22 protein-coding genes and 5 tRNA genes are annotated in these 23,063 nt (G+C 43.5%); 9 read left to right on the top strand and 18 right to left on the bottom strand.

From position 1 onward, the window contains the following. Positions 1 to 7: 7 nt before the first annotated feature. From nusA to tpiA, 9 genes are all read right to left on the bottom strand, one after another. A complete protein-coding gene (gene nusA / locus RR876_RS13525) occupies positions 8 to 1,492 on the bottom strand; it encodes a transcription termination factor NusA (RefSeq protein ID WP_004692706.1) in 1,485 nt (494 codons plus the stop codon). A gap of 39 nt (positions 1,493 to 1,531) precedes the next feature. Beyond that, positions 1,532 to 2,056 carry a ribosome maturation factor RimP gene (gene rimP / locus RR876_RS13530; RefSeq protein ID WP_004692708.1) on the bottom strand — a complete coding sequence of 175 codons (525 nt, stop codon included), beginning with the start codon at positions 2,054 to 2,056 and terminating at the stop codon, positions 1,532 to 1,534. A 228-nt stretch (positions 2,057 to 2,284) separates the two neighbouring features. Then, positions 2,285 to 2,361 (bottom strand) — tRNA-Met (locus RR876_RS13535). 89 nt (positions 2,362 to 2,450) lie between these two features. Further along, positions 2,451 to 2,527: transfer RNA gene (locus RR876_RS13540), tRNA-Met, on the bottom strand. A 70-nt stretch (positions 2,528 to 2,597) separates the two neighbouring features. Next, positions 2,598 to 2,674: transfer RNA gene (locus RR876_RS13545), tRNA-Met, on the bottom strand. 69 nt (positions 2,675 to 2,743) lie between these two features. Then, a tRNA-Met gene (locus RR876_RS13550) sits at positions 2,744 to 2,820 on the bottom strand. 49 nt (positions 2,821 to 2,869) lie between these two features. Next, a tRNA-Leu gene (locus RR876_RS13555) sits at positions 2,870 to 2,954 on the bottom strand. Between the two features lie 53 nt (positions 2,955 to 3,007). Further along, on the bottom strand, positions 3,008 to 3,337 hold the full coding sequence (secG, locus tag RR876_RS13560) for a preprotein translocase subunit SecG (protein ID WP_004692710.1): 330 nt from the start codon (positions 3,335 to 3,337) through the stop codon (positions 3,008 to 3,010). A 13-nt stretch (positions 3,338 to 3,350) separates the two neighbouring features. Further along, positions 3,351 to 4,142: a triose-phosphate isomerase gene (gene tpiA / locus RR876_RS13565; protein ID WP_332478270.1), complete on the bottom strand. Its 792-nt coding sequence runs from the start codon at positions 4,140 to 4,142 to the stop codon at positions 3,351 to 3,353. A 279-nt stretch (positions 4,143 to 4,421) separates the two neighbouring features. On the opposite strand from tpiA, the gene pilB reads away from it, so the two are divergent. The 4 genes from pilB to coaE are packed head-to-tail and all read left to right on the top strand — an operon-like array spanning position 4,422 to position 8,857. Beyond that, positions 4,422 to 6,134, top strand: a complete 1,713-nt coding sequence (gene pilB / locus RR876_RS13570) for a type IV-A pilus assembly ATPase PilB (RefSeq protein ID WP_332478269.1) — start codon at positions 4,422 to 4,424, stop codon at positions 6,132 to 6,134. 30 nt (positions 6,135 to 6,164) lie between these two features. Then, positions 6,165 to 7,391: a type II secretion system F family protein gene (locus RR876_RS13575; protein WP_332478268.1), complete on the top strand. Its 1,227-nt coding sequence runs from the start codon at positions 6,165 to 6,167 to the stop codon at positions 7,389 to 7,391. Then, on the top strand, positions 7,391 to 8,251 hold the full coding sequence (locus tag RR876_RS13580; protein ID WP_332478267.1) for an A24 family peptidase: 861 nt from the start codon (positions 7,391 to 7,393) through the stop codon (positions 8,249 to 8,251). The genes RR876_RS13575 and RR876_RS13580 overlap by 1 nt, the downstream gene beginning before the upstream one ends. Before the next feature lie 6 nt (positions 8,252 to 8,257). Beyond that, entirely contained in the window at positions 8,258 to 8,857 is a 600-nt protein-coding gene (coaE, locus tag RR876_RS13585) for a dephospho-CoA kinase (RefSeq protein WP_332478266.1), read from the top strand. A gap of 13 nt (positions 8,858 to 8,870) precedes the next feature. Here the strand turns inward: coaE and RR876_RS13590 are convergent, their stop codons facing one another. The 3 genes from RR876_RS13590 to RR876_RS13600 form a co-directional block, all read right to left on the bottom strand. After that, entirely contained in the window at positions 8,871 to 9,788 is a 918-nt protein-coding gene (locus RR876_RS13590) for a DMT family transporter (RefSeq protein WP_332478265.1), read from the bottom strand. A gap of 32 nt (positions 9,789 to 9,820) precedes the next feature. After that, positions 9,821 to 10,570, bottom strand: coding sequence for a 23S rRNA (guanosine(2251)-2'-O)-methyltransferase RlmB (gene rlmB, locus RR876_RS13595; RefSeq protein ID WP_004692717.1), 750 nt, complete (start codon positions 10,568 to 10,570; stop codon positions 9,821 to 9,823). Between the two features lie 142 nt (positions 10,571 to 10,712). Further along, a complete protein-coding gene (locus RR876_RS13600; RefSeq protein WP_004692718.1) occupies positions 10,713 to 11,036 on the bottom strand; it encodes a pyrimidine/purine nucleoside phosphorylase in 324 nt (107 codons plus the stop codon). 391 nt (positions 11,037 to 11,427) lie between these two features. Here RR876_RS13600 and recN point away from each other — a divergent pair, with 391 nt between their 5' ends. The 3 genes from recN (at position 11,428) to ruvX (ending at position 14,192) form a co-directional block, all read left to right on the top strand. Continuing rightward, a complete protein-coding gene (recN, locus tag RR876_RS13605) occupies positions 11,428 to 13,089 on the top strand; it encodes a DNA repair protein RecN (RefSeq protein ID WP_332478264.1) in 1,662 nt (553 codons plus the stop codon). A gap of 112 nt (positions 13,090 to 13,201) precedes the next feature. Further along, a complete protein-coding gene (locus RR876_RS13610; protein WP_004692720.1) occupies positions 13,202 to 13,756 on the top strand; it encodes a YqgE/AlgH family protein in 555 nt (184 codons plus the stop codon). Further along, the gene (ruvX, locus tag RR876_RS13615; protein ID WP_062035179.1) at positions 13,749 to 14,192 is read left to right on the top strand and encodes a Holliday junction resolvase RuvX; all 444 of its coding nucleotides are present in this window, start codon (positions 13,749 to 13,751) and stop codon (positions 14,190 to 14,192) included. Before RR876_RS13610 ends, ruvX begins: the two co-directional genes overlap by 8 nt. Positions 14,193 to 14,315: 123 nt before the next feature. On the opposite strand, the gene RR876_RS13620 is transcribed toward ruvX, so the two are convergent. From RR876_RS13620 to RR876_RS13630, 3 genes are read right to left on the bottom strand one after another with little or no spacing between them, the layout of a single operon-like run. Continuing rightward, the gene (locus RR876_RS13620) at positions 14,316 to 15,323 is read right to left on the bottom strand and encodes an HlyD family secretion protein (RefSeq protein ID WP_332478263.1); all 1,008 of its coding nucleotides are present in this window, start codon (positions 15,321 to 15,323) and stop codon (positions 14,316 to 14,318) included. Between the two features lie 35 nt (positions 15,324 to 15,358). Next, entirely contained in the window at positions 15,359 to 15,565 is a 207-nt protein-coding gene (locus RR876_RS13625; RefSeq protein WP_159152940.1) for a DUF1656 domain-containing protein, read from the bottom strand. A gap of 2 nt (positions 15,566 to 15,567) precedes the next feature. After that, positions 15,568 to 17,649 carry an FUSC family protein gene (locus tag RR876_RS13630; RefSeq protein ID WP_332478271.1) on the bottom strand — a complete coding sequence of 694 codons (2,082 nt, stop codon included), beginning with the start codon at positions 17,647 to 17,649 and terminating at the stop codon, positions 15,568 to 15,570. Between the two features lie 449 nt (positions 17,650 to 18,098). On the opposite strand from RR876_RS13630, the gene RR876_RS13635 reads away from it, so the two are divergent. Beyond that, on the top strand, positions 18,099 to 18,869 hold the full coding sequence (locus tag RR876_RS13635; RefSeq protein ID WP_259234673.1) for an IclR family transcriptional regulator C-terminal domain-containing protein: 771 nt from the start codon (positions 18,099 to 18,101) through the stop codon (positions 18,867 to 18,869). A gap of 6 nt (positions 18,870 to 18,875) precedes the next feature. Here the strand turns inward: RR876_RS13635 and RR876_RS13640 are convergent, their stop codons facing one another. After that, positions 18,876 to 19,508: an alpha-ketoglutarate-dependent dioxygenase AlkB gene (locus tag RR876_RS13640; RefSeq protein WP_332481934.1), complete on the bottom strand. Its 633-nt coding sequence runs from the start codon at positions 19,506 to 19,508 to the stop codon at positions 18,876 to 18,878. Between the two features lie 128 nt (positions 19,509 to 19,636). On the opposite strand from RR876_RS13640, the gene RR876_RS13645 reads away from it, so the two are divergent. Beyond that, complete coding sequence (locus RR876_RS13645; RefSeq protein WP_332478261.1) at positions 19,637 to 21,439, top strand: ABC transporter ATP-binding protein; 1,803 nt, start codon at positions 19,637 to 19,639, stop codon at positions 21,437 to 21,439. A gap of 52 nt (positions 21,440 to 21,491) precedes the next feature. On the opposite strand, the gene pgsA is transcribed toward RR876_RS13645, so the two are convergent. Next, on the bottom strand, positions 21,492 to 22,079 hold the full coding sequence (gene pgsA / locus RR876_RS13650) for a CDP-diacylglycerol--glycerol-3-phosphate 3-phosphatidyltransferase (protein WP_004692729.1): 588 nt from the start codon (positions 22,077 to 22,079) through the stop codon (positions 21,492 to 21,494). A gap of 106 nt (positions 22,080 to 22,185) precedes the next feature. Beyond that, a complete protein-coding gene (locus tag RR876_RS13655; protein ID WP_332481935.1) occupies positions 22,186 to 22,980 on the bottom strand; it encodes a thioesterase family protein in 795 nt (264 codons plus the stop codon). Positions 22,981 to 23,063: the final 83 nt, after the last annotated feature.

Genomic DNA, 23,063 nt, shown 5'->3' on the forward strand with positions numbered 1-23,063 from the left:
AGATCTCCTAGTTAAACCATGATTCGCGCGCTTTCATAATAAGTTGACCCGCTTTCTCTGTACCCAGACCTTCAATATCAGCAATATCGTCAGTCGCTTGGTCAGCCAAGTCATCAATTGTGATGACACCACGTGCTGCAAGTGCATAAGCAATCTCTTGCGTCATCCCTTCCATTGCAACGAGTTCCGCGCTTGGATCTTGGATATTTTCTTGCTGCTGTAATGCATCAGCCAATGCAACTTCTTTGGCACGACTTTGAAGTAATTCAACAACTTCAGCATCTAGCTCGATTTCGTCAAATGTTTCAGCTGGAACATAAGCAATCTCTTCTAAAGAAGTAAAGCCCATTTCAACCAATGCCATTGCCAAATCTTCTTCAATATCTAGACGCGATACAAATAGGTCTAAGTATTGTTGTGCTTCATTTTGCTGACGAGCATGATACTCATCTTCAAGCATCATGTTGAGTTTGTAGCCTGTAAGTTCAGAGGCTAAACGTACGTTTTGACCTTGTGAACCAATCGCACGCGCCAATTGATCGCTGGTTGCGAAAATAATGTCCGCTGTACGCTCTTCTTCATCAATCACAATACCCGATACATCTGCTGGCTCTAAAGCACTCGCAATGTACTGCGCAGGATCATCAGACCATACAACAACATCAATACGCTCACCGTTCAACTCTTGCTGAACTGCTTGGATACGCGTACCACGCATACCAATACATGCACCCACTGGATCAATACGATGATCATTGGTTTTCACAGCAATTTTAGCACGAACCCCGGGTTGACGCGCTGCCGCTTTAATCTCAATGATTTCTTCAGAAATTTCAGGAATTTCTTTCTTCATCAAAGCGATGAGCATTTCAGGCTTGGCACGTGACAATTGTAGTTGTGCACCACGGCCTTCACGGTTCACATTAAACAAAATCGCATTTACACGTTGCTTCGGACGCAAAATTTCTTTTGCAATCATTTCTTCACGTGCAAGATACGCTTCAGCATTGTCACCTAAGTCAATGATAAAGCCATCTTTGGTTTGCTTTTTCACTTCACCGTAGATCAACTCACCCACTTTAGACTCGTAGGCATCTGCAATCAGCGCACGTTCAGCTTCGCGAATCTTTTGAACAATCACTTGTTTTGCAATTTGCGCCGCAATACGACCGAAGTCAATTGAAGGCACTTCAAGCTCACGAATATCACCAATCGACCATTGCGCAGGATCAACATCAGAAATCGCATCTTGACATGCTGGCATCTCATGATCTTCATCCGCAACCACTTCCCATTGACGGAAAGTGCTGTATTCGCCCGTTTTACGATCAATCTCTACACGAAGCTGAGCTTCTTCAGAGTTTGTTCCTTCGTAAAATTTCTTTTTAGTCGCAGCAACAAGCGCTTGTTCTAAGGCTTCGAAAATCGCTTCACGAGGTACACCTTTTTCATTACTAACCGTTTCAACTACGGTAAGAATTTCACGTGCCATAAGCCACCTATTCGTTCAGATTCTTATTTATTAAATGAATTAATCTTGATAGACCAAATTGGCTTTATCAATATTATTACTATCGATTTCAAGCACCTGTTGCTTTTCCACTTCGACTTGAATCATTTCAGCTTCAAGATCTACAGCAACCAATTTAGCTTGGAATTTACGACGATTGTCGACCGCACTGATCAAACGGAAAGCGATCTGTTGACCAATGTATGCAGGTAATTGTTCAAGTTGGAAAAATGGACGATCCCAACCCGGAGATGACACTTCAAGTGCATATTCACCTGAAATTGGATCATGGACATCCATCATTGCGCCGACTTGCTGGGTCACGCGTACACAGTCTTGTACGCCGATGCCACGGCCCTGCTCTTCTTCACCATCTTCATTGATGATGGGTTCTGCATTTTCGTCGACAGCTTTGTCGATATAAATGCGCAATAAAGAACGTTTTCCTTGAGGGAGGAATTCAATCCCCCAAAGATCAACACCACAGGCTTGCACTGCAGGAGCAATTAAGTCTTGGAGTGCTTGAGTTTTATTTGATAGCTTCATTTACTCTCGTCATTTTTGTGCGATTCAATGGCCGAAACAGACCACTACAAGCCGATACAAACTATAGTAGTAGTGGAACATGACACTTTGACTTTCACCGTATCCGGCTCACATCGACACTACACGATAGCCAATAAAAAAGGGCGTAATCGCCCCAATTATTGCACAGAAAATTAATATCCACTGTGCAAAAAGGCCCACCTTGTTGTGAGCCTCTTTTTAGAAACTTGGTAGCGGGAGCTGGATTTGAACCAACGACCTTCGGGTTATGAGCCCGACGAGCTACCAGACTGCTCCATCCCGCATCAACGTGCAAAAATTATATACAAATATGAACTATTTTTCAATCTAAATACTTCGTACTTGCTCTGATTTAGTTGCACCTAAATCAAATTGGTAGCGGGAGCTGGATTTGAACCAACGACCTTCGGGTTATGAGCCCGACGAGCTACCAGACTGCTCCATCCCGCAACAAAACGCAAAAATATTCTTAACTTAAATCACTTAAGTTACTCACCTTAGTTTGCTTCTAAAGTAAGATTGGTAGCGGGAGCTGGATTTGAACCAACGACCTTCGGGTTATGAGCCCGACGAGCTACCAGACTGCTCCATCCCGCAACAAAACGCAAAAATATTCTTAACTTAATCACTTAAGTTACTCACCTTAGTTTGCTTCTAAAGTAAGATTGGTAGCGGGAGCTGGATTTGAACCAACGACCTTCGGGTTATGAGCCCGACGAGCTACCAGACTGCTCCATCCCGCATCAACAGAATTTGCTGCATACACCAACTTAATCTTCTGGATTCATAAGTTGGTGCGGAAGGGGGGACTTGAACCCCCACGCCCGAAAGCACTACCACCTCAAGGTAGCGTGTCTACCAATTCCACCACCACCGCAGCTGTGACGCATTCTAGTAGCATCGTCACAAAAAAGAAAGAACTAATTCCAATTATTCGCTTGTTTTAGGTGCAGCTGGCGAAGTTTCAGTCGATTGTGCAGGCGCAGAACTTGTCGTTTGCACTGACTTTAAGCTATAGGCATCTGTGGTTTGCTTTTTGGCAAACACAGCAAGTGACAAACTGGTGATAAAAAACAGGGCCGTCAAAACCGCAGTCAACCGGGTCAAGAAATTACCTGAACCTGATGCACCAAATACAGTTGCAGCACCGCCACCACCAAACGAAGCACCAGCATCTGCACCTTTACCATGCTGGACCAAAATCAGCACGATCATCAACACAGCTAAGATAATATGTACTACCAGCACAAAAGTTTGCATGCTGAACTCCTAATTATTTTGTATTTGCAAATGCTTCGACAATTTTATAAAACGACGTTGCATTTAAAGATGCCCCACCGACGAGTGCACCATTGATATCTGGACAGGCCGCTAACTCTACTGCATTTTCAGCTTTTACACTACCACCATATAAAATGGCCATATTCGCGCCATGATTAGTAATTTGCGTGAGGCCTTCACGTATTTTAGCATGCATGGCTTGTGCATCTTCTGGCGAAGCGGTTTTTCCTGTACCAATGGCCCAAATCGGCTCGTAGGCAATCACAATATGAGGCCACTGCTCTGCCGTTACCACACTGGCTAAGTCACAAATTTGTTGTAAAACGACCACTTCTGCCTGACCAGATTCACGCTGTTCTAAGCTTTCACCGACACAGTAAATGACGTTTAAACCCGCATTTAAGGCATTTTGAGCTTTCGCATTTAAAATTGCCGCGCTTTCAGCAAAATATTCACGACGTTCTGAGTGACCAATCAAAACATATTCGATTTGACTATCTTTAAGTAGCTCTGCGCTCACTTCACCAGTATATGCACCCATGTTTCCAAAACGCGATACATCTTGCGCCACAGTAAAAACTGAACGTGTGGCATTCGCCAATTCAGCCCGCATTGAAGTCAAAGCAAGTGTCACAGGCGCAAGCCCAATATTACATTTTTCTTCTGCTATTTCATCCTCTTGCAAGAGCTGTTTAAATTCATGAAGCAATTGCTTGGCATCTGCCTGCATTGGGTTCATCTTCCAATTGCCGACAACCCATGGCTTAATCGTCGAACCCGACATACAGCACCCTATTCAAAACAGTTCATTAAAACGGCCTCATTCTACACGGTATTTATTTTTCAAAGATAGTTTTCTTCTAGAATTTCTTCGGCAATCAAAATAATACGAGTGAAAATAAAGACATCTTTTTGTAAAAAAACCGCCTGCTATCACGACCAGTTCATGCTTTTAATCGATATTAAGGTGGTGACAACACTTTCAGATATGGTATTTTTGTGCAACAAAAGTATAATTTTACGATACCAATTATAAACAATTGAGAAGTTAAGGATCTGGGGAATGTCAGTATCAAATGGTTTGCCTAAGTTCACAGGCTTCATTCGACGTTTAGTCGAAGACGGACGCGTGACTGCTGAAAATATGCAGCAGGCAATGCTCTCTGCAAAAAAGGCTCAGCAAGACATCGTTCCTTATCTGATTGAAAACCATAAACTCGCTCCACAAATGATCGCTGAAACGATTTCTTTGGAGTTTGGCGAGCCTGTTTTTGACTTAAGTGTCTATGATTCTGTACAAATCCTACGGGATCTGGTCGAAGACAAACTCATCACAAAGCATCGTGTGTTACCGATTTACCGTCGTGGCAATATCCTTTATATCGCCACCAGTAATCCGACCAACATGGATGCAATGGACGCGATTCGCTTCAATTCTAAAATGAACATTGAAGCAATTATTGTTGAACATCCTCAGCTTGAAAAACTGATCGAACAAAATTTCGCGCAAGCCGATAGCTTTGAATTTTCTGATGAAGATATTGATTTAGACTTAGAGCAAGACCCTCAGAACTCCAATGACGAACAAGATGACTCACCTCAAGGCGATGAAGCTCCGATCGTCAAATATATCAATAAATTATTGATTGATGCGATTCGTATGGGCGCATCAGACTTACACTTTGAACCTTATGAGAAATCTTATCGCGTTCGTTATCGTGTAGATGGAGTTCTGCGTCATATTGCCAGCCCACCACTACAACTGGCGACTCGTCTTGCCTCACGTTTGAAAGTCATGTCACAAATGGACATCTCTGAAAAGCGTGTGCCACAAGATGGCCGCATTAAATTAAAGCTGTCAAAAAGTAAAGCCATCGACTTTCGTGTCAACTCACTTCCAACCTTATTTGGTGAAAAGCTGGTTCTACGTATTCTCGATCCATCCAGTGCTATGCTGGGGATTGATGCTTTAGGTTATGAACCAAATCAAAAAGACCTATTTATGCAGGCTTTAGACAAACCCCAAGGCATGTTGTTAATTACTGGCCCGACAGGTTCAGGGAAAACGGTATCGCTGTATACAGGTTTGAATATTCTAAATAAAGAAGACACCAATATCTCAACTGCGGAAGACCCCGTTGAGATTAACCTAGAAGGTATTAATCAGGTCAATGTGAACAATAAAGTCGGCCTCACCTTCTCTGCTGCGCTGAAATCCTTCTTACGTCAAGATCCTGATATTGTGATGGTGGGTGAGATTCGTGACCTTGAAACAGCGGAAATCGCGATTAAAGCCGCACAGACAGGTCACATGGTCATGTCGACACTCCACACCAATAGTGCACCTGAAACCCTGACCCGCTTACGTAATATGGGGGTTCCCTCTTTTAACATTGCGACCTCGGTCAATTTGGTGATTGCACAGCGTTTGGCACGCCGTTTATGTAGCCAATGCAAAGCCGCTGTCGATATTCCTGAACAAAGCTTGCTCGAAATGGGCTTTACTTCCACAGATATCAAAGATCCAGACTTCAAAGTTTATCAACCGGTGGGGTGTGCTGAGTGCCGTGAAGGTTATAAAGGACGTGTTGGTATTTATGAAGTTATGAAAGTCACGCCAGAAATTTCAAAAATTATTATGGAAGATGGCAATGCCTTACAGATTGCTGAAGCATCTGCAAAATTAGGATTTAACAATTTACGTCGTTCAGGTTTACTCAAGGTTATGCAGGGGGTCACTTCCTTACAAGAAGTGAATCGTGTAACCAGCGAATAGTTGAAATATTGAAAGAATAAGGATAAATGCATGGCTATCAAAAAAGCACAGATGATGCCAACCTTCAATTATGAAGGAATTGATCGTAAAGGGGCAAAAATTAAAGGGGAATTGCCTGCACGTAATCTTGCCCTCGCCAAAGTTACTTTGCGCAAACAAGGGATTACCATCAAAAGTATTCGAGAAAAGAAAAAGAATATTCTTGAAGGTATCATGAAGAAAAAAGTGACGACACTGGACATCACGATTTTCACCAGACAGCTCGCAACCATGATGAAAGCGGGTGTACCACTGGTACAAGGCTTTGAAATCGTTGCTGAAGGCTTGGAAAACCCGTCTATGCGTGAAGTTGTCCTCGGCATTAAAGGCGAAGTTGAGGGTGGTAATACCTTTGCTGGAGCACTCAAAAAATATCCGCAACATTTCGACAACTTATTCTGTTCATTGGTTGAATCAGGCGAACAATCGGGTGCACTTGAGACCATGCTGGATCGTGTCGCGGTCTATAAAGAAAAAAGTGAATTGCTCAAACAAAAAATTAAAAAGGCCATGAAATATCCAGCCGCTGTCGTTGTGGTTGCGGTGATCGTGACCATTATTTTGATGGTCAAAGTCGTCCCCGTTTTCCAAGAACTCTTTAGCTCCTTTGGTGCAGACTTACCCGCATTCACCCAAATGGTGGTAAATATGTCTGAATGGATGCAGAAATACTGGTTCATTTTAATTATTGTGGTTGGTATTGTGATTACTGCTTTACTCGAAACCAAAAAACGCAGTAAAAAATTTCGGGACATGCTGGATAAAGCTGCACTGAAAGCTCCGATTTTTGGTGATTTAGTCTATAAAGCAATTATCGCGCGCTATAGTCGCACCCTGTCTACCACCTTTGCTGCGGGTGTGCCCTTAATTGATGCCCTAGAGTCTACCGCAGGTGCAACCAACAATGTGGTCTATGAAGAAGCCGTGATGAAAATCCGTGAAGATGTCGCAACAGGGCAACAACTCCAATTCGCGATGCGTGCCACCAATAAATTTCCATCAATGGCAGTACAAATGGTAGCCATTGGTGAAGAGTCTGGTGCACTCGATGCCATGCTGGATAAAGTTGCAACCCATTATGAAAATGAAGTCGATAATGCGGTGGATGGATTGACCTCAATGATGGAACCTCTGATTATGGCCGTCTTGGGTGTACTTGTGGGTGGCCTAGTAATTGCCATGTATCTACCAATCTTCCAAATGGGTTCTGTGGTTTAATGCAAGAAATAATTTCCTATCTTATCAATACTCCAATGGCGATTTATTTCGTCGTTGGAGTTTTTAGTTTGTGCATCGGTAGTTTCCTAAATGTGGTGATCTATCGCACGCCAAAAATGATGGAACAAGAATGGCGTACCGACTGCCAACTTCTGCTTCATCCTGAACAGCCGATTATTGATGAAACGAAACTCACGCTGAGTAAGCCTGCCTCAACCTGTCCAAAATGCAAAAGTGCCATACACTGGTATCAAAATATCCCTGTGATGAGTTGGTTCCTGCTACGAGGAAAATGTGGCACTTGCCATAACCCGATCAGTATTCGCTACCCTGTGATTGAACTCCTAACCGCCATTTGTGCTTTGGTCGTGGTTGCAGTATTTGGCCCAACAATCCAAATGCTGTTCGGTCTCGTACTCACTTATATTTTAATCGCCTTAACCTTTATTGATTTTGACACTCAACTTTTACCTGATCGCTATACCCTCACCCTTGCAGGTCTAGGTTTAGCGGTCAATAGTTATGCGATTTACACCACACCAATAGCGGCCATTTGGGGTTACATCATTGGCTTTTTATGCTTATGGATCGTGTACTATCTGTTTAAGCTCATCACGGGCAAGGAAGGCATGGGCTATGGTGACTTTAAGCTACTTGCAGCTTTAGGCGCATGGATGGGCCCTTTGCTGCTGCCGCTGATTGTGCTACTTTCCTCTTTCGTAGGTGCCATTATCGGCATCATTCTGCTCAAAGTGCGTAAAGAAAATCAACCTTTTGCTTTTGGCCCATATATTGCCATCGCAGGATGGATTGCCTTTTTGTGGGGTGAGCAAATTATGAAAATATATTTAGGCAATTAAAATAATATGTCATTTATTTTAGGTCTGACAGGCGGGATTGGCAGTGGAAAATCTGCGGCAAGTCACTGGTTTGAACAACAAGGAATTCAAGTGGTCGATGCCGATGTCGTTGCTCGAGAGATTGTTGCTGTAGGTCAGCCTGCACTTCAGCAAATTCGAAGCAGCTTCGGCGAGTGGACCTTACTGGACAATGGCGAACTGAATCGACGCGCTTTACGTGAACACATTTTTCAGGACCCGTCTGCCCGTAAGCAATTGGAAAAGATCACCCACCCTGCAATTCGTCAGTCCATCATGCAACAATTACAAGCTGCGACCAGCCCTTATGCGATTTTGGTTTCACCACTACTTTTTGAAACCAATCAGCATGAACTGACACAACATACGCTTCTGATCGATGCTTCAATAGATATCCAGATTCTCCGCGCTTCACAACGCGACCATCAAACCATTGAGCAAATTCAAACCATCATTGAAACGCAAATGTCCCGTGAACAAAAACAAGCGTTAGCCGATGATATTGTGGTAAATGATGGACACTTGGAACACTTATATGCACAGCTCAGACCATTGCATTTAAAGTATTTGGCCCATTCAGAAGCCTAAAAAAAGCAGTCGATTATGACTGCTTTTTTTGTTGTGCGAGTTGGGCTTTCAGACTGTCTTGCCGTATCCAACGCCACGGCTGCAAGGCCCCCACACCCATTCCTACAAGACCAGATAAAATCGCAACACTCAAAGGCTCATTGAGCAATGGAACTGCAATAATCGCAGCAATAAAAGGCGCCAAAGTCACAATACTGCCTGTTTTAAATGCCCCCAAACGCTTAATGGCTTCCACATAAGTGAGAGTCGCCACGATGACTACGAACACGCCATGAAATACCACCTGAACAATCAATTGCACAGGTTGCACATGCGCTATGGTTTTGGGTAGGAATAAAACATAAATCGGCACAAAAATAATCGCAGCCCAAATCGCAACACCTGCCATGGAGTGCCATGCCGACAGTTTCCATTGTCTCAATAAAACGGTAAATGTTCCCCACAGCACAGCACTGAGGAAAAACAAGCCATCGCCTAAACTAAAAGCAACACTTGTTTCTTGATACATCAAAACACTCATAGCTGTGAGTGACATAAGCATAATGCTTAGACTGATCCACGTATGTCGGTCAAAAGGAGATCGAAATAAGAAATAACCAGCCAAGGCGGTACACAGCGGGATACAACCATTTAAAAAAATCGCAGCATGTGCCGCAGGCACATAATGAAAAGCGCTATAAGCGGTGATGCAGTAACACACCCCTCCAATCATCGCCAAAATAAAAGGCTCTTTCTTCCACAAAAAGGCGGTATCTTTTTTATAGATCAAGATCGGCATTAAGATGCAAAACGCCAAGAGAAAACGTAAGGCGGTAATATCCCACGCACCAATGCCCCAATTGGCACTGAGCCGCGCCGTTAAGGTAAATCCCCCCCAAATACACATGGTGATGACAATAAAGACATAGCCTTGTTTTTGAGGGGTCATCATTGGGCTTACATTGAATCAGGAATTAAAAAAACTTAGACATTACGTTGACGGCATGCTTCATACAAAGCCATACCCGTTGCTACACTGACATTCAAACTTTGTAGATTGCCCGCCATCGGAATATAAACCGTTTGATCGCATTGAGACTGAGTAATTGGACGCAGACCAGTGTCTTCAGCACCCATCACCACACATACAGCCGTTCCAGTAAAATCGAACTGTTGTAGCGGCAAGGCTTTTTCATCCAACATGGTACCGACCACACGCACATTAAACTCATCTTTAATTTGCGCTAAAGTCCGAGCCAAATTGGTCACTTGGATAAATTTGACTTTTTCAGCACCACCTGCCGCAACTTTGCGCGCGGTTGGGGTCAAACTTGCAGAACGATCACGAGGTACAATCACGGCTTCAACACCCATTGCAGCTGCGGTACGGATACATGCGCCGAGGTTATGCGGATCGGTGACTTGATCTAAACCCAGCAATAAACAATTTGGCGATTGTTTCAGTAAGGCTTCTAAATCTTTTTCATTGAAAACTGGATTAGGACGGACCGCAGCCACAACTCCTTGGTGGAACGGCAAGCCAGCCATTTTTTCTAATCGATCACGACCCGTTTGTTGTACGCTAATACCAAACGGTTCAGCCAACTCAAGTACGCGCTTTAAACGCTGGTCATCACGCCCTTTTAAAGTAAAAAGCGTCAGTACACGTTCAGGTTCAAGTTCCAACAATGACTCCACCGAATGAACGCCATAGAAATATTCAGGTTTAGCCATGTAGGACCTCTAAAAGATAAATGACCATCGACACGATGTGCCAAAAATAAAAATCCTGTAAAGCTGACTTTACAGGATTGCTGTGCAACGGATAGTTTAACCGATTTCGCTTGAAATTACTTGGCGAGTATCGGTTGAAAGCTTAGCCTTCTAAATGGCACACGTAGTCCAACACTTCGTCGGTTTCAATTTTAAAACGACTATTGCCAGGCACATAAAAAGACTGACCTGCGCGGAACAATTCACTCTCTTCGCTGTCTGCAATTTGTACACGGCATTCGCCTGAAATAATTTCCATACGCTCTGCCACATGCGTTTCAAACGTCAAAGCTTGCTCTGTCGGAAGAATAACCCCTAACGTTTTTTTGGTGCCATCTTCAAATTGCACAGTATGACTGATGCATAAACCACCAAAATAAACATTGGATTTTTTAATGACAGAGACATGATCGAACTGAGTTGACATGCGTACACTCCAGATAATGCGCATTTATATTCGTATTGATTCGCTAGTTTAAAGATGTGCGATTAACTAATCAATCGATGTTTTATTCCCCTCAATCAATATTTCGTTAAAGTCCGACCATCGTACAATTGCCTTAATTTCCAACTCATTTTGGCTTGTTTTTTGCCGATGCGATCCGTTCGCTGAATCTTATTCCTTTCTTATACATCGCATACCAACACGTTTGTGCTAAGTTTGCTATAACAGTCGGTTTTAAAAAATCTGCTAGGTCGACTTTCAGATTCACGCTAAAATAAGCCGACTTTGCACAAAACGAATAGCGTTGCCGTCTTGTCGGCTGAATAAAACTTCACTATCTTAAACTAAAACTTTTCGCAGCTCGGATGCGTTTATGCTGACACATTTAACTTTAATTAATTTTGCTTTAGCCGATCACTTAGCACTTGATATCGATCAAGGTTTTAATGTCCTGACTGGGGAAACAGGTGCTGGCAAATCATTATTGCTAGATGCACTGTCCGCCTGTCTGGGAGAACGTACCGATACCAACTATGTCCGTTTCGGTTCAGATAAAGCCGATGTCACGGCTATTTTCAGCTATCAAGAGCACAGTCCTGAAGCCTTATGGTTAAAGGCACATGAGTTAGATGATGAGTCAGGAGAGATTCATCTAAGACGGGTTATTTTTGCCACTGGCCGTAGCAAAGCATGGATTAATGGTCGTCCGAGCAGCTTAGCTGAATTGAAAGAAATCGGGCGCTTGCTGGTACAGCTGTATAGCCAACACAGTCAGCAACAGCTATTAGAACCGCCTTATCCAAGACGCTGGTTAGACCTCTATCATAACTTCTACCCAGAAGCGCAAGCTGTGCGTGAAGCCTATAGCACATGGCAAAAAGACATTCGTCAGCACCAAGCGGCATTGGATGCTCAAGCCACGCGTAAACAGCGTATGGATACCTTGAATTTACAATTAGAAGAACTCGAAGATGTGGTGCAAATCGACTATAAAGAGATTGAACAAGAGTTCGACCGCTTATCGCATCATGAAAACATCATGCAGGACTGTAGTTATGCCGTTACGGCCTTAGATGATGCTGAACAAAATATTAATCAAGAAATTTCCAGCATCATTCGCCGCTTAGAATCACATGCAGGCCGCAGTGAACAATTGGCAGAGATCCATACTTCTCTGCTGAATGCACAAAGTGAGCTTGACGATGCCACCGCAAATCTCCGTCAGTTTATTGACCGTCAAAGTTATGACCCAGAACGCATGGAAGAGTTGAACACCCAGCTTGAGATGTTCCACCGTTTTGCCCGTAAGTACCGCACGCAGCCAGAACACTTAAAACAAGAACATGAACAATGGCAATCTGAACTGGCACAACTCCATTTATTAGAAGATCCAGAAACACTTGCTGAGCAAGTTGAAGTCTCGCATCAGGACCTGTTAAATAAAGCCCAGCATCTCGATCAAATTCGTCGCGATGCAGCCGCACCATTGGCGAAACATTTAACCGAACAGGTCAAACAATTGGCTCTGCCTGAAGCGCACTTTGAGTTTAAGTTTGAACCAATGGAGCAGGTTTCTAGTGAAGGCCTAAGTTTTATCCAATTACTGTTCACCGCCAACAAAGGCATTCCACCGCAACCTTTGGCCAAAGTTGCCTCAGGGGGGGAGTTGTCACGTATCGCGTTGGTGATGCAAGTGATGAATGCTGAAAAAACCGAAGCTGAAGTCTTAGTCTTCGATGAAATTGACGTCGGTATTAGTGGTGGCACAGCCGAAATTGTCGGTCGCCTCTTGGCCGACTTGGGTTCGCATGTACAAATTCTGTGTATTACCCACCAAGCTCAAGTTGCAGCACAGTCTGACCAGCACTTGTTGGTGAAAAAACGTCAGACCGACCCTGCCAGTAGCACCATTTTAAACTTAGAAGAAGATGAGCGTATCGATGAGCTCGCACGTATGACAGGTGGCGTTGAAATCAATGACACTACACTACAACATGCCAAGCAATTACGTCAGTTGAAGTTTCAATCAGCCTAATTTATGTAGACTGGATCACAAAAAAAAATTTGGAGAAAGTGCATTAGTCTAGTAACGTGGTAGAGAACAACATTTGACTAGAAGCATTTTAATTTCAAGGAGAAGCCTTTAGGTGAGCAAACAATATCTGACGCATCGCTGTCTCATTGCCCCACCCGATATGGCAGATGAAGTCTTTGCCCATACCGTGATTTATTTGGCCCGACACGATGAGGAAGGTGCTCAAGGCATCATCATCAACCGCCCTTCAGGACTTTCAGTCAAAGAACTGCTCAATGATCTTGAAATTGAAGCCGATCATGTACGACCACACGATGTTCTCCAAGGTGGGCCTTTGCGTCCAGAAGCTGGCTTTGTCTTACATACGGGCCAGCCGACATGGCACTCATCCATTGCGGTGGGGGAAAATATCTGTATCACCACGTCTAAAGATATTTTAGATGCGATTGCGCATAATGAAGGTGTAGGTCGCTATCAAATTGCTTTGGGCTATACCAGTTGGACCAAAAACCAACTGGAAGATGAGCTGTCTCGTGGTGATTGGCTAGTCTGCGATGCTGATATGGATTTGATTTTTAATATTCCTTATGACGACCGTTGGGACGCTGCCTATAAAAAGCTCGGGCTGGATAGAACCTGGTTGTCTTCTGAGATTGGACATGCCTGATTTAAACACGCCCCAAATGATTATGGCATTTGACTTCGGTACACAAAAAATGGGCATGGCAGTCGGTCAAGCATTGATTGAAAGTGCAACGCCTTTGGCTTTGTTTCCGATGAAAGACGGCATCCCCAACTGGGATGAACTGCATAAAATTATTAAGCAATATCAACCCAATGTATTTTTAGTCGGTCTACCACTCAATATGGATGATAGCGAGTCCGAATTATCTGCTCGAGCACGTAAGTTCGCACGCCGTTTACGTCATCAAACCAATATTGAAACATGGATGGTAGATGAACGCTTAAGTACTCGTGCAGCCCGTGATGAGCTAAGCCATTACCATGCGCAAGGTCGAGGAAAAAAACTTTCTGCTGATAGCCTTGCCGCGACATTGTTTATTGAAAGTTGGTATCGCGATCCTGAAGGTCTTACGCCTTAACAAGGCTTTCTTAAACCAGATGACATGGGTTTTATGACTGGAGTTGTACCTCAACACATCAAATAGCGTTCAAAAAAAAGCATCCTCATTGGATGCTTTTTTTTGAAATGAACAGAGGTCAATTTAGTGCTGCGACTCGGTAATATGTACCGTCACAGTTCGCCCCGCGACAAATGCCAATTCATTTTTCGGAATATCATCCAGTGCAATTTTCACAGGAACGCGCTGCGCTAAACGTACCCAACTAAAGGTTGGATTTACATTGGCCAACAAACCTGTACTTGTAGTTCGTTCACGATCTTCAATGCCTGAAGCAATCCCCTGCACATGCCCTTTTAAGATGTTTGAGTCCCCCATCAACTGTACCGTAGCGGGCGCACCCAAATATATTTTATTTAACTTGGTTTCTTCAAAATAACCAACCACATAAAGCTGTGAGCGATCTAATAATGCCGCTACCGCTTGTCCAACTTTGACATAATTTCCTGCTTTCATCTCAAAATTAGACAGTGTGCCATCGGCTGGTGCCACCACTTCGGAACGGTTCAAGTTTAATTCAGCCAAATGTAAATTACTGGTGGCTACATCGATTAACGCCTGTTGCTGCGCAATATTGGCTTTGGCCTGCTGAATCGCCGCTTGCATTTGTTCATGTTCGGCATGCGATTGATCTCGTACGGCAAACATCTGATCTTGTTCTTGCTTTGAAATAGCACCATCCATCAAATTTGCATAGCGTTCTGCATTTTTATCGGCCAAGTGACTATTGGCTTGTGATTTGGTCAAATTGGCTTTGCTTTGAAACAGCTCCGCTTCGGCAGCAGCCAAACTGGCTTTAGCTTTAGCCAAGTCTGATTTGGCTTGTTCCACATCAAGTGCCTGACGCGCCACATCAATTTTAAACAGCACCTGACCTTGTTTAACACTTTGATTATCATGCACTAAAACTTCTGTGACTAAGCCCGATACATCGGAAGACACTTGAATCACATCGCCACGAACCCGCCCATCACGTGTCCACGGTTCAGCATTATAATAATGCCAAAGATGCACGAGCACCGCGATCGCAATACCCGCAATCAGTACTAAAATGATGGGACGGCTCAGTTTACGCCAATCAAAGGATGCCATTTCTTTTACCTCATTCATTTCAATCAGATGTGCGCTTAGGCAAAGCTCACGATAAAACCCCAATGGACCATGCCAAGCACTGTAATGTAGAGGCATAAATAAAAAATACTGGGTAAAAAAATCCAGCCTTTGTCGACCCAAGGATCGGTCACCCGCATGAGTAACTTTAATACGATGTAGGCCAATACCGCCTGAATGGCCAAAACTGGCACATACACACCATAGATATTAAGTTCACCCATCGTTATGCTCCCATTAAACTGACTTGAGACATTTCGTCCCATGTCGCATGACAGAGACTGCTTTGAATATTATTCAGTGAAACTTGTAAACGCCGAGCAATGCTTAGGTCTTGCAGCTGTATAAGCTCGGCCTGAATGATCTGAATTTTGTCCAAAATATGTTTTCTGACCTGTAGGTCGCTATGGTCTAATTCTTTCGCGTGAAAATAAGCATCCATTTGGCTTTGTAGTTCTTGTAGATGTAGCGTGATAGCGGCCTGCACAGGCATTTTTTCAATCAGTTCTTGCACCCGAGTTAAATCAATCACCGCACTGGATTCAATCAGGGCCAAATTAATTTTTTGCTTCAAACGATCGGACTGTACCAACTTGGTATTCAGTACGCCTATCCGATCCAACATACTGCGCAAATGCACTCTAAATTCCACCCCATAAGGTAGATAAAGCGCTTGTCGTATCGCTTTATAATGTAAAGACAGGATTCGCTTGGCTGTAATGTCCGGCGACATCGCACGCACCAAGTGAATCACATAGACAGAAATGATGGGGCCAAGCACCGTCCCAATCGATGCATCAAAAAACATCACTTGGTCAAGGTGATAACGGTTTTGCAGATTTAAGCCCATGACCACACCCATTATCAAAGGTAGCGCCAAACCTGTGAGCGGCGGATGTAAAAACAGCATCAGACAGTACATACAAAAAGGGGCCAACACCACAGCCAACATCCAAAAAGCGCTGATGTGTGGGAAGATGCCATAAGCATAAATAAAGACAATAATCGCCGCATATAGACTGGCACGGATAAAGATTTTTAAGGCAGGAACAGGATTGTCCATACTGGTCAGAATACAGGCACAAATAGCGGCCATCTCTGCCATCATAAAACCCGCTTTCCAACCACTGACAATCCAAAAGCCAGTCGCCACAAGCACCACAATAAAAGCTGAAATGCCGCCACGCACGGCTACGCCATGATCTCGATGTAAATTGGGATAGTTTGTACTAATTGGGGTCACGATTGCGGGTAAGCTGTCATCCCCCTGTTGGATACGCTGCCAAATCAACTTAATGGCACGTATATTTTGGGTGAAATGACGCACATCCATTTTTAAACTGGCCAACATGACTTGCTGCTGTGGTAAGGCACTGTCAAACACGGCTTGAAAACTCGACTCAAACTGCTCAGGTAGCTGGTTTAAGTCCTGCTCTAAAATGACCTGATCACTTTGTAAAAATTTTACAATCTGTGCGTGCGCCTTTTCTAAAGCTGGACGGTAGCGTGAGTCAATGTGATCTAACTGCTGAATTCGTTCGGCCATGGCCACCAAGTTCGTCACCAACATACTCAGTTGATGCAGCATTTCTTGGAGCGGTTTGGTCATGCCCTGCAAAGTCGATTTTTCATAGCTCAAGTGCACGGCCATCACATGAATATCGGCAATGTCCCGCGTGATATGACTAAGCGTAGTGCTGTAATTAATGGCCTTAACATCATCTGTCAGGATCTGATCAAAAACCGCTCGGGTGTCTTGAAAAGTCTGTGAAACACGGGTTTTGACTACGGGGCCAATATGCATGGGAAACAGTACCGCATTCACCACTGCACTACACAGTACTCCCACTGTGATTTCAATACAGCGACCAATCGCCATATCAAACATGGAAGTGGTTTCAATGTTATACACAATGTTGTAGCAAATAATGACCGTGGTATAACCCGCCAACATAAAAATATAGCTACGCGGCGTCCGATCCAACAATGAAAAATATAGACAAAACCCGACCCATGTGGCTAAAAATAATGTGAACAATTCAGGAGTGTTGATCAGGTTTGGCGTGACTGCAATCGAAACAATCGCTCCCAGCAACGTTCCCAACACTCGATAAAGACTTTTTGAGGAAGTCATTCCTGCATATGGGTTTGCGATAACGAAGACCGTTCCAATCGCCCAAATGGGATAAGCCAAATCTAATGAAAATGCGACATAAAGTGAAAGCATGCCTGCCAAAAAGGTTTTCGTCGCAAAAATCCAGTCCAATTTATTTGGACGGAATGCGAGTAACTGTTTGGTGAGGAACATAAATTCATCTCTAAATGCGCTGAATGACAACATTTAAACAACTCTTCAACACAGCATTGCTCAGACAAACAGCATCACTACGTCCTCACCTCATGCGAAGACGGATGAAAAAATGATTCAAATAAATGAAGTCTTTTACAGACATGGTCAAAGACAGCGCCATGTTGAAAGGAAAGAAAATAGCTCAATAAATAACAAAATCATTATTCATTAAAAGATATTTATAATGATAATTTTTCCAAAAATATGAATTTTTGTCAATTAAAATATCTTAATATGATAATTTATATATTTTTTAAGATCATATTTCACCCTTTTTATTGCGTTACAAATGCTGATAAAAGTCCACGAAAGCCATGCGCTCAGAACGAAAGCCATGTCGAGTCTAGGGTTTTTGTTATATAGTAACTGTCGTTCAAATGGCATTTATTTTGACTAAGTAGGTTCTTATGGCACTTTCAAGTTTCGGTAAAATTCTCACTGTCTTAGACCTCTTTTCTGTGTCACGCCCGATTATTAATGTCGATATCATCAGTGCCGAACTCGGGCTATCACAGCCCACCAGTTATCGCTATTTAAAGGAATTGGTATCCGCAGGACTTTTACAGCGCTTAAGCGGAACCAGCGGCGACTATACCTTAGGCTCTCAAATTGCTGTTTTGGACTATATCTCTCGAACCACAGACCCACTCTTACAAATCAGCATTCCCTTTATGCAAGACATCGTTGAGCGAACGGAATTTTGCTGTATCCTCACCCAACTCAACGCAGAGCACTGTATTGACCTATATGGTGAAGTCTTTAAAGACCTTGAGTTATTTTCTTATGGGCGTGGTTGCCCACGTCCCGTGTATTTGGGTTCATCGCCTAAAGTAGTGATTTCACAGCTCAGCAAAGCTAAAATTATTGAATATTATCAAAAATTTTCGACTCAGTTGGCCGAGGTCAATTTTGCCGCAAGCCAAGATGAATTTTTACAGAAAATGAAAGCCATTAAGAAACAGGGCTATTATTTTTCCAATGGCGAGTTTGACCCCAACCTTGCCAGTCTTTCTGTACCTGTCAAATTTTCACCCAAAGATACACCGTTGGCACTGACCTTATTGGCTTCGAAAAACCGGTTTGAATTTGTCGATCTGAAAAAAATGGTCGAAATATTAAGACATAGCGCCTTACAGATCGAACAAAAATGCCATCTGCTGCATAATATTGAAGCTTAATTATACTTAGCGTTGAAGCGTTGGATAGAAATAGCGAAAGGTTAAATTCAGACGCGGCTCAGTGATTCTGCTGGATTTCATCAAAGCATGTTTCCAGTAGCGCTGGGTCTGTCCACGCATCACAATCAATTGTCCACTGTGCAACATCAGCTCGATTTTTTCCTGTTTAAACTTGTGCTTAAAGCAAAACTTACGGGTTGCGCCAAAACTGAGTGAGGCAATCACCACATTTTCTTGCTGTGGCGAACGTAGTGAAGGCTCATCATCACTATGCCAGCCCACGGCTTGGCTGCCATTTTCATATAAATTGGCTAAGCATGAGTTAAATGGATGTCCCACCAATTGCTCAATATGTTGTTTTAAACGAAACAAAGCAGGATTCCATAACAGTGCTTGCTTGGCGCTCCCCGAATAGTGATATTGGTACTCAGCATCGCCATACCACACCACTTTTCGTTCTGTGACATAACGTTTGCCATACAGTACGACCTCGTCAGGTTGCCATGCCAAATGTGCTAAAAAATAATCCAAATATTTCGAACTTTGCTTCGCAGTTAAAATCAAGCCCAAGTCCTGCACCTGCCCATCGAATGGGAGCAAGTTTGCTTGCGGTTCAGGACTAAACAGATCTAAGGTCATGACTTTTCCTCCTCTGCAAACAGTTTAACTGAATTCAGAACGACACAAATCAAAACAAAGTCACAGCTTGTCGCCTAGCCTCCTTATGCATACACTCATGTAAACTTTCACAATAAAAAGAAGCATGTATGAACCTTTGGCAGTTGTTTCAAAAGCTTCGCCCCTTTGTCCGCCCCTATCGGATATTGGTGATTGCGACCTTGATCCTGACGCTGATTGGTTCCTTCACCGCGCAGGTCAATGCCCTGACTTTGCAATATGCCGTCGACAGTATCAACCGTCTGGTCGAACAAGGCCAAGGACTAACCGAAGGCCTACATATTTTGATCACCATTTCTGTGATTTTACTCAGTAAAGAAATCATCAGTGCCTTGGTGCAGTTTGGTCAAAAGTTTTATGGGGAAAAGCTCCGCATTCTGGTATCACAAGACTTGGCGCAAAGCATTATCGAAAAATTTCTCAGCTACCGTTTGGCCTTTTTTAATGCCGATCAGAACCAAGCGGGGAAGTTACAAACGCGAATTGACCGTGGCATTGGTTCACTCACCCGTCTGGTACAAATCTTTTTTATCGATATTTTGCCACTTTTTAGCAGTGCCATTGTGGCACTGGGGCTGATGTACTATGCCAACTTCTACGTCGGTTTGGTGGCGACCAGTATTATCCCAATTTACTTTTGGCTGACCTTCCAACAAGCGAAGAAACTGGGCGGATGGCGGCGCAATCTGCGTGATGGTCGTGAAAAAAAGAGCCAAGGCATTCTCAGTATTATCCAGTCGATTAGCGTGATTAAGTCCTTTAACCGAGAGTCCATTGAGTCGACCAAACAACTGAAACTGCAAAAAGCACTGACCGATAATCAGATGCAAACGCGTCAACTCAGCTTTTTATTTGATGGCTTAAAGACCTTTATTGAACAAATCGGGATTGTGCTGATCATCATCCTCACGGCGTACTTTGTACTCGATGGACAAATGAGCATTGGCATGATCATGTTTCATATTTTGCTGTTTAATAATGTCTCTGCGCCAATTCGTTCATTACACCGCATTTATGATGAAGTGAATGATGCAATGATTTACGCGGAAAGCTTTTTTAAAATCTTAGAAGCCGATGACGAAATCGAGCAAAGTGGTGCGCTCAAACCCAAAATTCAGGGCAAATTCAGCCTAAAGAATGTCGATTTTTTCTACCCCAATGGTCATCACGCATTAAAAAAAATCAACATGGAAATTCGACCCAACAAAATCACGGCTTTGGTGGGCTTATCTGGTGCAGGAAAATCGACCCTAATTAGCCTATTAGATAAATTTTATCAGCCCGAAGCAGGAAAAATTGAACTCGATGGGATTGATCTACAAGACATCGACACCGCCTATTTACGCGATCACATTGGCCTCGTCTTACAGAAAAATCACATTTTCCAAGGCAGTATTTTAGACAATATTCGCTATGGAAAAATCAATGCCAGTGATGAAGAGGTCTATGCTGCCGCAGAAAAAGCCTCTATTCATGAACAAATTTTGCAGCTCCCCGCAGCTTACCAATCCGATGCACTGATGCTTTCAGGTGGACAACAACAGCGCATTGCGCTGGCACGCATGTTCCTCAAAAACCCACCGATTATTTTTCTTGATGAGCCAACCGCCAGCCTCGATGCCATTGCTAGCGAGCAGATTAAACAGAGCCTCGATGAGATCAAACAAGGGCGAACGGTGATTATTATTTCGCATAGTCTGTCGCAAATTATCGATGCCGATTATACCTATGTCATGAAGGAAGGCTGTATTGCTGAACATGGGGAACATGAAACGCTATACCGTCAGGATGGGGTCTATAAAGAAATTTTCGATGCCATGGCCAAGAGTCTAAATATTGAAAAAATTGCCAAGACTTTTGAAGATGATACTGAGGAAGAAACGCATAGTTAATCTTTTCAGACACAAAAAAAGCTCCCGCAGGAGCTTCTTAAAAATCTAACAATCAAGGCTGTTTTAAATACGGCCAAGCCGCTTTGAGGTAAATAAACATCGACCACAAAGTCAAAATTACTGCGGTATACAACAACGCATAAGCCAACATTTCAAGCGGCTGCCAATTCAGTAAGAACACGGTAATCGCAATCATTTGAAAAGCAGTTTTATATTTCCCGACCGTAGACACGGCTACATTGGTACGCGCGCCTAACTCTGCCATCCACTCACGCAGTGCTGACACTGTAATTTCACGGGAAATAATCACAATCGCCGCAAATGCCATCGAAATTTCAGGTTTCCACTGCACCAACACGATCAGTGCGGCTGCCACCATCAATTTATCCGCCACAGGGTCTAAGAAACGCCCAAATGCTGAGGTCTGATTTAAAGTCCGCGCCAAATAACCATCGAACCAATCTGTCACCGCTGCAACGACAAAAATAGACGTCAACAAAATATGACGAGACATACTTACCGCTTGTTCAGCGATCCCCATTACAGGGGGCCAATAGGCCACCAACAAAAAGACCGGAATTAAGGCAATACGCGCCAAGGTCAAGATATTAGGAATATTCAGGATGCGACCTGTAGTCATAAACACCGCCCGTTGTTTCCCTCATGTACGATGAAAATGCACACTTTTTTGAGGTTTAATCCATCGTTAATAGCGCCCACTTTATACGAATTGACCTAAGGTGTCACTAGGCAAACACGGTAACTGTTTGACGCGAAATTGCAATTAAACGATTCTGATCATCCCACAAATAGGCAGCTTCGGTGGAATATCCATCCGCAGCATATTGCGTTTCAACGTGGTACTTCATCCAATCGTGTAACTGATTTTTCAGCGGATGCACATAGGTCAAATGCCATGTTAGCGAACTGGCGGGTGCCATGCTTTTAAACATGGGTAGCACCCCCGGTGGCCAAATGTCCATCGACACCATGAGGTCGGCTACGGTCATGTCTCGATTTTCATGTAAGTCTGGATTAAAGCGATACCAGCCTGAGAAGTCAGGCTTTGGGCTGGCTGTACATGGATACTGCCCTGTCACCCAAACCATATCTAACTGCTTAAAACACTCAGGCGCAAGCGGATGATGCGGCGCTGTTGTAAGACCATCAACCGATGGAAATGCTGGTGCTACAGGTTCTTGATGAACATGAATACTCGATTCACGCTGTGTCCCGAAGCTTGCCACTAAAATGCTTTGAACTGCATCATCCTGCCATAAACGCACTTCCAAGGTGGTAACCGACTTGCCTTGACGTAGAATCTCGCTGGTTAAACGAACTTTGGCCTGTTGTACTGGGCCAACAAAAGTCACGCTACAACTGAGTAAATGCTTCGTGTCATCGGCAAGAGTCAACAATGCTTTTTGCATCATTAAACCTGCGACCAGTCCCCCATAAATCGTGCGTCCTTGTAACCAACCTGTAGGAATATCAATCGATTCTTGTTCTGCTAAAGCTTGATAACTGTGTTGAAGTGACATGTGGCATCCTTGTTTTAAATTCCGTCCATATCTTTACAACACAATTCAACCAATGTGAATGATCAATGACCCATGCGTCAATG

Origin of the sequence: Acinetobacter sp. (genome assembly GCF_036666595.1) — a bacterium.
GTDB lineage: Bacteria > Pseudomonadota > Gammaproteobacteria > Pseudomonadales > Moraxellaceae > Acinetobacter.

What these genes read in the sequence shown, in the direction of transcription:
- nusA (WP_004692706.1), bottom strand. Translation starts at nt 1,492, where the DNA reads ATGGCACGTGAAATTCTTACCGTAGTTGAAACGGTTAGTAATGAAAAA.
- rimP (WP_004692708.1), bottom strand. Translation starts at nt 2,056, where the DNA reads ATGAAGCTATCAAATAAAACTCAAGCACTCCAAGACTTAATTGCTCCT.
- secG (WP_004692710.1), bottom strand. Translation starts at nt 3,337, where the DNA reads ATGCAAACTTTTGTGCTGGTAGTACATATTATCTTAGCTGTGTTGATG.
- tpiA (WP_332478270.1), bottom strand. Translation starts at nt 4,142, where the DNA reads ATGTCGGGTTCGACGATTAAGCCATGGGTTGTCGGCAATTGGAAGATG.
- pilB (WP_332478269.1), top strand. Translation starts at nt 4,422, where the DNA reads ATGTCAGTATCAAATGGTTTGCCTAAGTTCACAGGCTTCATTCGACGT.
- RR876_RS13575 (WP_332478268.1), top strand. Translation starts at nt 6,165, where the DNA reads ATGGCTATCAAAAAAGCACAGATGATGCCAACCTTCAATTATGAAGGA.
- RR876_RS13580 (WP_332478267.1), top strand. Translation starts at nt 7,391, where the DNA reads ATGCAAGAAATAATTTCCTATCTTATCAATACTCCAATGGCGATTTAT.
- coaE (WP_332478266.1), top strand. Translation starts at nt 8,258, where the DNA reads ATGTCATTTATTTTAGGTCTGACAGGCGGGATTGGCAGTGGAAAATCT.
- RR876_RS13590 (WP_332478265.1), bottom strand. Translation starts at nt 9,788, where the DNA reads ATGATGACCCCTCAAAAACAAGGCTATGTCTTTATTGTCATCACCATG.
- rlmB (WP_004692717.1), bottom strand. Translation starts at nt 10,570, where the DNA reads ATGGCTAAACCTGAATATTTCTATGGCGTTCATTCGGTGGAGTCATTG.
- RR876_RS13600 (WP_004692718.1), bottom strand. Translation starts at nt 11,036, where the DNA reads ATGTCAACTCAGTTCGATCATGTCTCTGTCATTAAAAAATCCAATGTT.
- recN (WP_332478264.1), top strand. Translation starts at nt 11,428, where the DNA reads ATGCTGACACATTTAACTTTAATTAATTTTGCTTTAGCCGATCACTTA.
- ruvX (WP_062035179.1), top strand. Translation starts at nt 13,749, where the DNA reads ATGCCTGATTTAAACACGCCCCAAATGATTATGGCATTTGACTTCGGT.
- RR876_RS13620 (WP_332478263.1), bottom strand. Translation starts at nt 15,323, where the DNA reads ATGGCATCCTTTGATTGGCGTAAACTGAGCCGTCCCATCATTTTAGTA.
- RR876_RS13625 (WP_159152940.1), bottom strand. Translation starts at nt 15,565, where the DNA reads ATGGGTGAACTTAATATCTATGGTGTGTATGTGCCAGTTTTGGCCATT.
- RR876_RS13630 (WP_332478271.1), bottom strand. Translation starts at nt 17,649, where the DNA reads ATGTTCCTCACCAAACAGTTACTCGCATTCCGTCCAAATAAATTGGAC.
- RR876_RS13635 (WP_259234673.1), top strand. Translation starts at nt 18,099, where the DNA reads ATGGCACTTTCAAGTTTCGGTAAAATTCTCACTGTCTTAGACCTCTTT.
- RR876_RS13640 (WP_332481934.1), bottom strand. Translation starts at nt 19,508, where the DNA reads ATGACCTTAGATCTGTTTAGTCCTGAACCGCAAGCAAACTTGCTCCCA.
- RR876_RS13645 (WP_332478261.1), top strand. Translation starts at nt 19,637, where the DNA reads ATGAACCTTTGGCAGTTGTTTCAAAAGCTTCGCCCCTTTGTCCGCCCC.
- pgsA (WP_004692729.1), bottom strand. Translation starts at nt 22,079, where the DNA reads ATGACTACAGGTCGCATCCTGAATATTCCTAATATCTTGACCTTGGCG.
- RR876_RS13655 (WP_332481935.1), bottom strand. Translation starts at nt 22,980, where the DNA reads ATGTCACTTCAACACAGTTATCAAGCTTTAGCAGAACAAGAATCGATT.